Source organism: Aestuariibius sp. HNIBRBA575, assembly GCF_040932005.1.
Classification (GTDB): Bacteria; Pseudomonadota; Alphaproteobacteria; order Rhodobacterales; family Rhodobacteraceae; genus CANLNM01.
Genome location: NZ_CP162414.1, coordinates 2,732,637 through 2,745,619 on the forward strand (window position 1 = coordinate 2,732,637; position 12,983 = coordinate 2,745,619).

The 12,983-nt window shown below is 55.4% G+C and carries 11 protein-coding genes; 3 read left to right on the plus strand and 8 right to left on the minus strand.

What is annotated here, in order from left to right; genetic code table 11:
• Window positions 1-35: 35 nt before the first annotated feature.
• The 3 genes from AB1F12_RS13760 to AB1F12_RS13770 are packed head-to-tail and all read right to left on the minus strand — an operon-like array spanning window position 36 to window position 2,469.
• Complete coding sequence (locus AB1F12_RS13760) at window positions 36-1,109, minus strand: flavin monoamine oxidase family protein (protein WP_368184939.1); 1,074 nt, start codon at window positions 1,107-1,109, stop codon at window positions 36-38.
• On the minus strand, window positions 1,109-1,786 hold the full coding sequence (locus tag AB1F12_RS13765; protein ID WP_368184940.1) for an SDR family NAD(P)-dependent oxidoreductase: 678 nt from the start codon (window positions 1,784-1,786) through the stop codon (window positions 1,109-1,111). Before AB1F12_RS13765 ends, AB1F12_RS13760 begins: the two co-directional genes overlap by 1 nt.
• A 2-nt stretch (window positions 1,787-1,788) precedes the next feature.
• The gene (locus AB1F12_RS13770; RefSeq protein ID WP_368184941.1) at window positions 1,789-2,469 is read right to left on the minus strand and encodes a cupin domain-containing protein; all 681 of its coding nucleotides are present in this window, start codon (window positions 2,467-2,469) and stop codon (window positions 1,789-1,791) included.
• A 229-nt stretch (window positions 2,470-2,698) separates the two neighbouring features.
• Here AB1F12_RS13770 and AB1F12_RS13775 point away from each other — a divergent pair, with 229 nt between their 5' ends.
• Window positions 2,699-3,316: an exonuclease domain-containing protein gene (locus AB1F12_RS13775; RefSeq protein WP_368184942.1), complete on the plus strand. Its 618-nt coding sequence runs from the start codon at window positions 2,699-2,701 to the stop codon at window positions 3,314-3,316.
• 5 nt (window positions 3,317-3,321) lie between these two features.
• Here the strand turns inward: AB1F12_RS13775 and AB1F12_RS13780 are convergent, their stop codons facing one another.
• The 3 genes from AB1F12_RS13780 to AB1F12_RS13790 form a co-directional block, all read right to left on the minus strand.
• Entirely contained in the window at window positions 3,322-3,789 is a 468-nt protein-coding gene (locus tag AB1F12_RS13780) for a DUF1348 family protein (RefSeq protein WP_368184943.1), read from the minus strand.
• A 20-nt stretch (window positions 3,790-3,809) separates the two neighbouring features.
• Window positions 3,810-5,873: a pyridoxamine 5'-phosphate oxidase family protein gene (locus AB1F12_RS13785; RefSeq protein WP_368184944.1), complete on the minus strand. Its 2,064-nt coding sequence runs from the start codon at window positions 5,871-5,873 to the stop codon at window positions 3,810-3,812.
• A 63-nt stretch (window positions 5,874-5,936) separates the two neighbouring features.
• Window positions 5,937-6,566 (minus strand): glutathione S-transferase family protein, encoded by a 630-nt coding sequence (locus tag AB1F12_RS13790; RefSeq protein ID WP_368184945.1) that lies wholly within the window; start codon window positions 6,564-6,566, stop codon window positions 5,937-5,939.
• A 117-nt stretch (window positions 6,567-6,683) separates the two neighbouring features.
• Here AB1F12_RS13790 and AB1F12_RS13795 point away from each other — a divergent pair, with 117 nt between their 5' ends.
• Window positions 6,684-7,562 carry a LysR family transcriptional regulator gene (locus tag AB1F12_RS13795; protein ID WP_368184946.1) on the plus strand — a complete coding sequence of 293 codons (879 nt, stop codon included), beginning with the start codon at window positions 6,684-6,686 and terminating at the stop codon, window positions 7,560-7,562.
• Here AB1F12_RS13795 and AB1F12_RS13800 read toward each other — a convergent pair.
• Complete coding sequence (locus tag AB1F12_RS13800; RefSeq protein WP_368184947.1) at window positions 7,559-8,032, minus strand: MarR family winged helix-turn-helix transcriptional regulator; 474 nt, start codon at window positions 8,030-8,032, stop codon at window positions 7,559-7,561. The two genes, AB1F12_RS13795 and AB1F12_RS13800, sit on opposite strands and share 4 nt — an antisense overlap.
• 175 nt (window positions 8,033-8,207) lie before the next feature.
• On the opposite strand from AB1F12_RS13800, the gene AB1F12_RS13805 reads away from it, so the two are divergent.
• On the plus strand, window positions 8,208-8,642 hold the full coding sequence (locus tag AB1F12_RS13805; RefSeq protein ID WP_368184948.1) for an organic hydroperoxide resistance protein: 435 nt from the start codon (window positions 8,208-8,210) through the stop codon (window positions 8,640-8,642).
• A gap of 96 nt (window positions 8,643-8,738) precedes the next feature.
• Here the strand turns inward: AB1F12_RS13805 and rpoC are convergent, their stop codons facing one another.
• Window positions 8,739-12,983 carry a DNA-directed RNA polymerase subunit beta' gene (gene rpoC / locus AB1F12_RS13810; protein ID WP_368184949.1) on the minus strand — a complete coding sequence of 1,415 codons (4,245 nt, stop codon included), beginning with the start codon at window positions 12,981-12,983 and terminating at the stop codon, window positions 8,739-8,741.

A 12,983-nucleotide genomic window follows, 5' to 3' on the forward strand; every position in this document is an offset into this window, starting at 1 on the left:
TTTGTTGCCCCCCTGACTGGGGGGCACATCCCCCCTTAGGGCGCTGCTGCTGGCTGAACCAACAGATTGGCCGTCTGTTCGGCAGCTTCCAATGCGCCTTCTAGGTAGCCCCCAAAACCAGCGGCTGTTTCTGTCGAAGACAAATGTAACGCCCCTTCCCACAGGTTTCTCAAACTGGCCGGCAATCCATAGCTGGGATGGCTGCGCAATGCCGCCCGATCCGCCGGTCTGGCAATCATAGGCAGCGTCGCCCAATCCTGAAGCACCACATCAAGCGGCGACTTCAGATCATTTCCAAACAACGCAACCAGTTGATCGACTGCCATTTGCATCACATCGCTTTTGCGCGTTTCGCGAATATCAGCGGGCACGCCCACAAACCCAAACAGCGCATAAGGCCCACCCGACACCAAGGACGCATCGTGGATTTCCACCATCGGGCCGTGCTGGCTCATGGCGTCGCCCGACAATCCGGCATTCCGCCAATAGGGTTTGTCATAGGTTGCGATGATTTTGGCCTGCCCTGCCATCCAGGTTGGGATATCCTGCATCCTGCGCATTTGGGCACTGCTCAGCGGCGGGTCAAACGCAATGGTTTGGGCAACAACGCGGGGCGGTATCGCCAGCACAACCTTGCTAGCCCGAAGGGTTCTGCCATCTGACAGCGTCGCCAAAACGCCGTCTTGGGTCTGTACCAAAGTTGTCAGCCCCGCCCCAACGATCAATGCATCCGCCGTCAGGGATTGGGCCAGTGCGCGGGTCAGCATCTCCATCCCCCCGGCGACACGATAGGACCCCTGCATCGACGCAAAGCCGCGCCCGCGTTGCACCGCCCCCGTCTGATCCTGAAAAACCAGATCACCGGCGGCATATTGTTCAAAAACCTGTATCCCAAACCGTTTGACCAATGCGGCCATCCGCGGCTGCCCCGGCCAGAACCATGCAGGCCCCAGATCAAAGGAACCACCAGACAGTTCAGCCGTCAGGATGCGCCCGCCCAGCCGATCCTGCATTTCAATCAACCGATAATCTGATCCGGATTGGTGCAATTGCGATGCCAAAGATAGCCCAGCCAGCCCGCCACCAACAACGAGGATATCCGTTTCCATCAAAACGCCTCGCCCATGGGTCTGATGTCTAATTCATGCGTCCAAGTCGAAACCGGTTGTGCGGCCAATGCCAAATAGGTTTGGGCAATATCATCCGGCGCCATCATCCGGGACGGGTCCATCGCCACCAATGCGCGGCTGGCCTGAGTGTCGACAATGCCATCTAGAATGACATGCGCCACATGCACGCCTTTGGGGCCATATTCCCGTGCAAGCGATTGGGTCAACGCCCGCAGCCCCGCTTTGGCAGTGGCAAAGGCCGCAAAGTTTTTGCCCCCCCGCAGACTGGCCGTTGCGCCAGAGACAATAAATGTCCCCCCACCTGCCGCCGCCATGCTGGGCAACACCGTTCGCGCCAAATTCACCGCCGAAATCACCATGGACCGCCAGGTTTCCTCAAATTCGGCATTCGACGTGTTTTCAAACTCTGAAATCACCAACTTGGCCGCGTTATGCACAACCAGCTGCGGCGCGCCATGGGCCGCGATCAGATCAAGTATCTGCTGTTCGGTTTGGGGCGCGTCGGTCAAATCAACCCTCAGCGTATTCGGCCCTGCCCCCTTTGGCAGGGACCGGTTCAGCCCATAGGCGTTATAGCCGCTTTGATCAAAACTGTGCAGCAATGCCTGCCCCAAACCGGCACCAGCACCCGCAACAATCGCAAGGGGACGGGACATGGTTAAACTCCTCCGTTTGGGGCTGTTTGCGGCAAGGCAAGATGGTCGGATTTGATCCAAAGCCGTGCGCCCTTTGGCCCTGATGTTGCGCTTAGCAGTGCGCCCGCAGGCAGGCGCAACCAGGAATTGGCCTCAAAAACTTCGCCACTTTCCTCAATGCTCCCTTCCAGAACCAATGCTTCAAACCCTTTGTGATCTGCATTCTGCACCGTCACCGACGGGTCCCAGATTTCGATACGCACGCATTCGCGCGCATCCTTGAACAATGGGATTTCACAAACCCCATCTGCAACCGGCTGGGGCGTTTGGGCATGTGTGTCGATAACCATCTGGTTGCGATCCTCGGGATCAAACTGCCAGAGTTTCACAAATATGATCGCCCCATCCGCCGCGCTTGGCGTGTGCGACGTGGTCGGCGGATTGCGCACGTATGTGCCCGCTGGGAAATCACCATGTTCATCCTGAAACACCCCCTCCAACACCAAAAACTCTTCTCCGCCGGTATGGGTATGTGCCGAAAACGCACTGCCAGGTTCATAGCGCACAATTGACGTGGCGCGTGCGACCTCTGCGCCGATCCGGTCCAAAGGGCGGCGATCCACACCTTTCATCGGGGATGCGATCCATGGCTCTTGGTCGGAATGCACCGCAGCGCGCTGGTCGAAATTTGCGTTCTTGTCCATGTCTTTGCCTTTTCGGGTCTGGATTGAAATCGGGCGAGTTGCGTAATCGCGGACATAATTCCTGAACGGCCGGGTTGATGAGGCTACGCTTGGATCACCTCCACTTACCTACCTACAGGTAGACTGAAAGATAGGAACCGCGCCCTACCCTGTCAACGCCCCCCCAACATATTTCCTCAACCCGGTTTTCCGCTTTGCCTCTTGGGTAGAAAGTGGGACACTCTCGTTTATGAACGAAGTTGCGCTCTACTCACTTCCATCTTGTTTTGGCCAAACCGACCCGTTGCCCACCAACCTAAGGTTCATCGCCTTGGACGTGGAAACCGCAGCCTATGATGTGGCAAGCATCTGCCAAATTGGTCTGGCTTTTGTTGGATTTGACGGCGCAATTACCACCCACAGCGCCTATATTGACCCGCAAATGCCCTTTGCGGCGGGCAACACCCGGTTGCATGGGATCAGCGCCACAACCGTGCAAAACGCCCCTAGTTTTGCTGACATACTGCCCGATCTTCGCCCCGTCCTAGAGGCCATTCCGCTGGTGCAGCACAGCCGCTTTGATGAAAAAGCGTTTGATGCCGCCTGTCGGCAGGCAGATTTACCGATTTTGAAATCGCGCTGGTCGGATAGCGTTGCGATCGCCCGTCAGGCCTGGCCCGAATTGAAAGGTAATGGCGGTCATGGATTGGCCAATCTCAAACAGGTTCTGAACCTGCAATTCAAACACCACGACGCCGGAGAAGACGCCCGCGCCGCCGCCCAAGTTGTGCTAAAGGCAGAGGCGGCTATGGGGCGCAAAATCCATTGGTTAAACGCCGCGCAGCAGCTGGCGTTTAACTTTGGCTGATTGGATCACAACCCCAGATCAGACAAACCGGGGTGATCATCCGGACGCCGCCCCAATGGCCAGTGAAACAGGCGGTCTTTTTCGTCAATGGGCAGATCATTGATGCTGGCATGGCGGTTTTGCATCAGACCGTTTTCGGCAAATTCCCAGTTTTCATTGCCATAAGAGCGAAACCAATTGCCGCTATCATCCCGCCATTCATAGGCATAGCGCACGGCAATTCTGTTTTCGGTAAAGGCCCATAATTCCTTGATCAGCCGGTATTCATTTTCCCGGATCCACTTGCTGGTCAAAAACGCCTCTGCTTCGTTGCGATTGGTGGCAAACAGCGCGCGGTTGCGCCATTTTGTATCCAGCGAATAGGCCGTCGCGACTTTGGCGGCGTCCCGGCTGTTCCAGCCATCTTCGGCCAATCGAATCTTTTGTATCGCGGTTTCACGACTAAACGGGGGCAAAGGCGGGCGCGTTTCCATAGGATGTCCTTTCGATGGGATTACAGGTCTAAAATTAGTTCTTGGGTGTTTTCAGCCGGAACAGCACAGCAGATCAGAACCTCGTCCGGGGCGTGATCCGCCGTCACCGGTATGCGATACGCCACCTCGCCGGACAGTTTTTTGGTCGCGCAGCTGCCACAGCTGCCGCTGCGACAGGAAAACGCCGGCGCCAGCCCATGTGCCTCTGCAGTTTCAAGGATCGTCGCATCGCCTTTGACCCAATGATGCTCAAAGCCAGACCGTTCGAATTTGATTGTGCTCAGCTCTGCTTGGGCAAGGATGGCGGGCGGATTTGCCGTGTCGTCGGGGTGGCGCACCAGTGATGCGGGTCCAAAGGCCTCAGCGAAAATCCGGGCATCCTGTGCGCCCAACGCGCGCAATGCATCATAGATCGCCTGCATAAACCGCGGTGGGCCGCAGAGGTAAAAGTCATAATCATCATAAGGCAAAGCGGCCTGTATCAACGGCGCGTCGATGAAACCGCTGGCGTGAAAATCGACACCTTGCTGTTCATCTTGGCTGGGTTTTTCAATGATGGAAAAATAGCGCAACTTGCCGTTTGATTGGGCCTCAGCCGCGCGAAAATCGTCAAAAAACGCGCGGTCTTTGGTGGTTTGGGCCGCATGAAGGATCGTTGTCGGACGCAAATGCCGTTTGCGAATGCCTTCGTTCAGCACATGCCGGGTCATCGACATCATCGGCGTAATCCCAACGCCACCTGCGATCAAGACGACGGGCCGCTGATCTAAGGCATCCATGTAAAACGCGCCTTTTGGGGCCTTGGTTTCGATGACATCCCCCACCCGAACGGCATCATGCAGATAATTTGACATCGCGCCATTAGGTTCGCGCTTCACCGAAATACGATACCGCAGATCACCGGGGGCTGAGGACATCGAATAGGTCCGCGTAACGGGTTTGCCAGCCCCCAAATCGGCCCGCATCGTCAGAAACTGCCCCGGTTCAAACGGCAAAAGCGGCGTGTCATCCACCGGTTCCAAGGTGAAGGATCGGATGACGTCGCTTTCGTCTTTGATCGCGGCGACACGCAAAGGGCGCCATGTATTTCGGTGCTGTTCGGCCTGTTGGCGGGCCTGCGACATGTCCCAGTTATCCGCCATCAAGGCATTTGGGGAATAGTCCCCAAATTGCGCCCGGAACGGCAGGGCATCATAGATGCGCAGACCGTGATCCAGATGAAACCGCCACCCACGTTCTGCGCCGTGAAAGGCCTGTACCTCTGGGTGATCGTCCCAAAGCATTTCAACACGCCCAGTCAACATCAAAACATCACCGGTTTCAAAATCCGGGAACATCAGTCCCGCCTTGGGATTCACCAGAAAATTCCCGATCGTGTTAAAGAAATTATTGCCCGAATAATCCGGGATGGTCAGCGTGTTGCCGTCGACTTTGACAAAACCGCTGCGGCCACCGCGATGCGAAACATCCACGCCTTCGGCCACCGGATTGCGATCAGGTTGAACGTAGCTGGACACAAAAAACGTGTTGCTGTTCGCAATGAAATCCCGGGCGGCGGCGTCAAGTTCTCTGAATTTATCCGTGGCTTGCCGTTCGATTTGCGCAGCCGGCGCACGGACAAATCTAAGGGCGCGGGTTTGTATATATTGCGGGCAATTGCCAAAGGATTGCACCACATCCAACTGCACGTTATCCGCCGTTTGGCTGGTGATCTGCGCGTTCATCCGGTTGCGGCGACGTGTGGCCAATTCGATCCCCAACAGCCCCACTGGCGCGCCTGCCGTCAAAGATGCGGCCAACGGATCATCCGGCAAGGGCTGTGCAGTGATCGACAATCGTTTGTTGGTGGGGGAGTCAATGAACCCCTTACCCCCGGTCAAAATCGAAGCCCAAGGCCAGCCGTGATCATCCACACTGCCCATGACAACAAAGGGCAATTGTTCAAAAAACGCTCGATGCTGATCCGGCATAAAGGGACGGATTGCGATTTTGCCAATGGGTTTCATCGCCTCCAGACGACCGGCACGGGCCTGAGCCTGCTGTTCGCCCAAATGAAACGATGGCGTGGAAACTGGATCATTCATGTCGCACCTCAGGGATTGGGTTGGCTTGGCCCAGATGGTCCGGGACCAAGCCTTGGATCTGGATTATGCAGGCTCTGCCAGTAGACCGGCGGGCGTTGACGGCATGGCAACGAAGCCGTCTAACGCTTCGATATTGCTCAGCAAACGGCGCACATTTGGGTATGGGTCCAACGAAACGCCGCCTTCGGGAGCATGCGCTGTGTAGCTATAGATCGCCACATCCGCGATGGTCACCGTGTCCCCAACCAAGAAGTCGCGACCGTCCAGATGCGCGTCGAGTTTGGTCAAAACTTTGGCCGCTGTGGCTTTGCAAAAATCTGGGTCAAATGGGGCGTTGAACACGGTGATCAATCGCGCTGCCGCTGGGCCAAACGCCAATTCACCCGCTGCCAATGTCAGAAATTTCTGCACTTGCGCTTCGCCGATGGGATCGCTGGGAATGTAGGTTGGGGCATATTTGCGGGCGAGATAAACCAAAATGGCATTGCTGTCGGAAATGACGGCGTCGCCATCTTCGATCACGGGCACCTGACCCACAGGATTGAGCGCTAGGAAACTGTCCTGTTTATGCGCGCCCCCAGCCAGGTCAACATTGACGACTTCGTGGTTGATCCCAGCCAGATTGGCAAACAGGACAACCCGGTGCGCATGACCAGATAGTGGAAAACTGTGGATACGAACGGCGTTAGACATCTGTGTCATCCTTTTGTTTGAACCGGGCTTGGTCCCGGCGATGCACAGTGAATAGCTTGCGACGGTCAGGGCGATAATATACCTATGCGTTGAATGTTTATGAACATAGCGGCGACAATGGACACGATCATCGGGATGCGCACCTTTGCGGCGGTTGCAACACATGGCTCCTTTACCGAAGGCGCAAAACAGGTTGGCATCAGCACCAAACTTGCCAGCAAATACGTTGGCCAACTCGAAGAGCGCCTGAACGCACAGCTGTTTCACCGCACCACCCGTCGCGTGGCCATGACGGAAACCGGCGCGGCCTATTTCAAACGCTGCCAACCTTTGCTGGAACAATTTGATGAACTCGAAGGTCTGGTTCAGGATCGGCAAACCGAGCTTGCCGGTCGGATCAGGATCACTGCGCCCACAGGATTTGGGTCCGGGCAATTGGTTCATATGCTAAAGCCATTTCAAGTCGCCCATCCCAAAGTGTCGATCGAATTGCGCCTGTCAGATCACCATGTTTCGATTGTCGAAGAAGGGTTTGATCTGGCGATCCGGTTTGGGGTGTTAAAGGATTCCAGCCTGATAGCCCGCAAGCTGATGGACATGCGGATCGTGCTATGTGCCGCGCCCAGCTATTTGGCCGCCCATGGTGAACCCAAAGACCCCGCCGCATTGACGACCCATAATTGTCTGTTGCAAAGCACGCTCACGACAACTGACAGTTGGGAATTCAAAGGCAAGTCAGGCCCTTACACGGTCCCTGTGACGGGCAATTTTAGGGCCAATTCGCCGCTTGCCGTGGCCAATATGGCGGCGGACGGTTTGGGGATCGGTCGCGTGCCGTTATACACCGCCCGCCCGTTTCTGGACGATCAACGCCTGAAATTGATCTTTGAGGACCAAGAGGCAAGGGTCATCGGCCTCTTTGCGGTCTATCCGCCAAGCCGACATCTGACCGCCAGAATTCGCGCACTCATTGATCATCTGGCCAGCCAGTTTTAATCTGCGATGTCCGTCGGGGCGCTGCGGCCTTCAATGAAAGATTTGATCGCGTTCATTTGGGCAATCAGGTCCTGCGCCTGTGTGGGATCAACCCCGATTGCGCAGCCAATCGCGCCGGGCACCTGCACTGCGTCGTGATATAGCCCGCGCCCTTTGGCCGTCAGGAAAACCTCAACCCGGCGTTCGTCGTCTTTGCTTCTGATGCGGTCAACGATGCCGAGTTTTTCCAATCGTTTCACCAGCGGCGTCACGGTCGCCTGATCCACCTGCAACTGTGTAGCGATCTGTTGAACCATCAGACCGTCCTGCTGCCACAGCGCCATCAGAGCCAGATATTGTGGATAGGTTATGCCCATCGGTGCCAGTAACGTCCTGTATTCCTTGGTAATTGCGCGCGACGCTGAATAAAGCGCAAAACACAATTGATCCTCAATCCGCAGGCGGCTGTCTGTTTTTTCTGTGGGTTGCATCAGGCATATGCCCCTATTGGTTTGTGCCCAAAGTAAATTTCATCTGCACCTCTTTCAAGTGGCCTTAGGCTGAGACAGGGCTTTCACGGGGCTGTGAGTTGACTTTGTGATTGCCATGCTAAAAATAAATAATGCACTATGCAATAATGCACACCAAAACCTCAGGGGCCACACCATGACAACAGAAGTACTCTATTCCACCCAAGCACGTGCCACAGGCGGCCGCGATGGCGTTGCTGAAACTCAGGACGGATCGTTCAAAATCGCGCTTTCCACCCCAAAGGAACTTGGCGGTGACGGACGCGAAGGCAATAACCCAGAGCAATTATTTGCGGCAGGTTATGCGGCGTGTTTTTTAGGGGCGATCAAACATGTCGCCGCGCATGATGACAACGTGAAAACCAAACTGCCCGAAGATCTGACCGTGACCACAACGGTTGGCATTGGTCCACGTTCCGAGGGTGGGTTTGGTCTGGATGTGCAGATCAGCGTCGCTATCCCCGGCTTGGACAGGGATCACGCCGAGAAACTGATCGGGATTGCCCATGAGGTATGCCCGTATTCCAACGCCACCCGGAACGGTTTGAACATCACCCCAACATTGGCGTGATCCGATTGATGGCCCACGATCCGGCCATCAACCACCCCTACAAATAAAAAGAGCCCCGAATAATCGGGGCTCTTTGTTGTTTAGAAAAGGGGTCGCTTATTCGCGGCTTTCGGGTGTGTCCACAACCAATGTGTCAAACTCGTCACCACCGATGACGTCGTCTTCCATTGGGGCGGCCAAGGCCACGGCTGCTTCGGCTTCTTCGCGGCGGGCGGACAGGACAACCTTGTCACGCTGGGCCGCGATAGACCGCATCAGCTGTGTCGCGCCACCTGTCCCGGCTGGGATCAGACGGCCCACGATGACGTTTTCTTTCAGGCCAACCAGTTTGTCGCGTTTGCCCTGAACCGAAGCTTCGGTCAGAACGCGTGTGGTTTCCTGGAACGACGCGGCTGAGATGAACGACCGTGTCTGCAACGACGCCTTGGTGATCCCAAGCAGGATTGGTTCGCCTTTGGCTGGGCGGCCCCCTTTGGAAATCGCCTTTTCGTTGGCTTCGTCAAACTCGGCTTTGTCCACAGTTTCGCCTTTCAGCAATGTGGTTTCACCCGAGTCAGAAATTTCCCATTTCTGCAGCATCTGGCGCACGATCACTTCGATATGCTTATCGTTGATCTTCACACCTTGCAGACGGTAAACGTCCTGAACTTCGTCGATCATGTAGTCAGCCAAAGCTTCGACCCCCATAACCGCAAGAATATCGTGCGGCGCTGGGTTACCGTCCATGATGTAATCGCCCTTCTGGACAAAATCACCTTCCTGAACAGGAATGTGTTTGCCTTTGGGCACCATGTACTCGACTTTTTCCATGCTCTCGTCAGCTGGCTCAATCGCGATGCGGCGCTTGTTCTTGTAGTCCTTGCCAAAGCGCACATAACCGTCAATTTCGGAAATGATCGCGTTGTCTTTCGGACGACGTGCTTCGAACAACTCGGCCACACGTGGCAGACCACCGGTAATGTCCTTGGTTTTGGCGCCTTCACGCGGAATACGTGCAACCACGTCCCCGGCTTCGACCTGTTGGCCATCTTCGACCGACAGAATTGCGTCAACAGACATTTGGTAGGTCACTGGGTTACCGGCATCGTTGCGCATGGGTTCGCCATCGGCGCCAACCACAAAGATTTCCGGCTTCAGCTCGTTGCCCTTTGGCGCAGAACGCCAGTCGGTCACGATTTTCTGGGTCATGCCAGTTGCGTCATCGGTGACTTCGCGCACGGCAATACCGGCGGTCAGATCAACGTATTTCGCAGTACCGGATTTCTCAGCAATGATCGGCAGAGTGTATGGATCCCATTCGAACATTTTGTCACCACGGGCAATTTTTGCACCGTCTTTGACAAACACTTTGGAACCGTATCCAACCTTATGGCTGGCGCGCTCTTCGCCGTCGTCGCCCACAATCGCCAGAACCATGTTCCGACCGATGACAACGATTTCACCCGCTGCATTGGTCAGGGTCCGTGCATCGCGGAATTCAACCTTACCGTCCTGAGATGCCTCAAGGAAGGATTGCTGACCACCCTGCGCAACGCCGCCAATGTGGAATGTCCGCATTGTTAGCTGTGTGCCGGGTTCCCCAATGGATTGGGCTGCGATGATGCCGACTGCTTCGCCGATGTTCACGCGTGTACCACGGGCCAAATCACGGCCGTAGCAGGTTGCGCAAACGCCGTCTTCGGCTTCACAGGTTAGCGGCGAACGAATACGCATGGAAACCACATCGGATTCTTCGATCAGGTCTGCCTTGCGTTCGTCGATCAATTCGCCTTGGGCGACCAGCACTTCGTCTGTGCCGGGGACCATGACGTCGTCTGCGGACACACGGCCCAGCACACGTTCGCCAAGCGACGCAACCACTTCACCGTCATTGACAGCCGCTTCGGCGGTGATCGCCTGATCGGTGCCGCAATCGATGACACGCACGATACAATCCTGCGCAACATCCACCAGACGACGAGTCAGATACCCCGAGTTCGCTGTTTTCAAAGCCGTATCTGACAGACCCTTACGGGCACCGTGGGTGGAGTTAAAGTACTCCAGAACGGTCAGACCTTCTTTAAAGTTCGAGATAATCGGTGTCTCAATGATCGAGCCATCCGGCTTGGCCATCAAGCCGCGCATCCCGCCCAGCTGTTTCATCTGTGTGACCGAGCCACGCGCACCAGAATGGGCCATCATGTAAACCGAGTTCGGCTCCATTTCGGCACCCTGATCGTCACGTTTGTTCGCCGAGATGGTGTTCATCATCGCGTCGGTGACTTTGTCGTTGGCTTTTGACCAGGCGTCGACAACTTTGTTGTACTTCTCACCTTGGGTGATCAGACCGTCCATGTATTGCTGTTCAAAATCCTTCACCTGATCGCGGGTTTCATCAACCAACGTCCATTTGGTGTCAGGGATAACCATGTCGTCCTTGCCGAAGGAAATCCCGGCTTTAAACGCTTCGCGGAAACCCATGGTCATGATCTGATCACAGAAAATGACGGATTCTTTCTGGCCACAATACCGGTAAACGGTATCAATGATCTGCTGCACTTCTTTCTTACGCAGCAGACGGTTGACCAGGCTGAACGGCGCTTTGTTATTGCGAGGCAACAACGCACCCAAACGCACGCGGCCCGGTGTGGTTTCGAACCGCACCATGACTTCGTTGCCTTCTTCGTCGATCTGCGGGATCCGGCATTCGATCTTGGAATGCAGGTGAACTTCACCCGAATTCAGCGCGTGCTCAACTTCTTGAACATCGCCAAAGACCATGCCTTCGCCTTTTTGACCTTCGCGTTCGATGGTCGTGTAATACAGACCCAAGATCATATCCTGCGACGGAACGATGATCGGCGCGCCGTTGGCAGGCGACAGAACGTTGTTGGTCGACATCATCAGAACACGGGCTTCCAGCTGAGCTTCGAGGCTCAGAGGAACGTGAACCGCCATTTGGTCCCCATCAAAGTCAGCGTTAAACGCAGAACAGACCAGCGGGTGCAGCTGAATAGCCTTGCCTTCGATCAGCGTGGGTTCAAACGCTTGGATGCCCAAACGGTGCAATGTTGGCGCACGGTTCAACATAACAGGGTGTTCGCGGATCACTTCGTCCAAGATATCCCACACTTCGGGACGCTCTTTTTCGACCAGCTTTTTCGCCTGTTTCACGGTGCTGGACAGGCCTTTGGCCTCCAGACGTGAATAGATGAACGGTTTAAACAGCTCCAACGCCATCTTTTTGGGCAAACCACATTGATGCAGCTTCAGTTCGGGACCAGTCACAATGACCGACCGACCAGAGAAGTCGACGCGTTTACCCAAAAGGTTTTGACGGAACCGGCCTTGCTTCCCTTTCAGCATATCGCTGAGGGATTTCAGAGGACGTTTGTTGGCACCGGTGATGACACGACCACGACGGCCATTGTCAAACAACGCATCCACAGATTCCTGCAACATCCGCTTTTCGTTGCGCACGATGATATCAGGTGCGCGCAATTCGATCAGACGTTTCAGACGGTTGTTCCGGTTGATCACCCGACGATACAGATCGTTCAAATCGGATGTCGCGAAACGCCCGCCATCCAGAGGCACCAATGGGCGCAATTCTGGTGGGATCACTGGGATCACGGTCATGATCATCCATTCCGGACGGTTGCCGGATTCAATGAAGCTTTCCACGATCTTCAGACGTTTGATGATCTTTTTAGGCTTCAGCTCGCCGGTGGCTTCCTTCAGGTCCGCGCGCAGGGTCTCTGCTTCGGCCTCAAGGTCGATCATCGACAGCATTTCGCGGATCGCTTCGGCGCCGATATTGGCGGTAAAAGCGTCCATGCCATAGGCGTCCTGCGCGTCGAGGAATTCCTCTTCGGTCATCAGGGCCCCGAATTGCAGGTCGGTCAGACCCGGTTCGATCACAACGTAGTTTTCGAAATACAGGATGCGTTCCAGATCACGCAGGGTCATGTCCAGCATGAGCCCGATCCGGGACGGCAGCGATTTCAGGAACCAGATATGCGCAACTGGGGATGCCAGTTCGATATGGCCCATACGTTCGCGGCGCACCTTTTGCAGGGTAACTTCAACACCACATTTCTCGCAGACAACGCCGCGATACTTCATGCGTTTATATTTACCACACAGGCATTCGTAATCTTTGATTGGGCCAAAGATACGCGCGCAGAACAGACCGTCACGTTCAGGTTTGAACGTCCGGTAGTTGATGGTTTCTGGTTTCTTGATCTCACCGAACGACCACGACAGGATCCGTTCTGGTGAGGCCAAAGAGACCTTGATTTCGTCGAAAACCTTGGCTGGTGTCAGCGGGTTAAACGGGTTGTTCGTCAGTTCCTGGTTCAT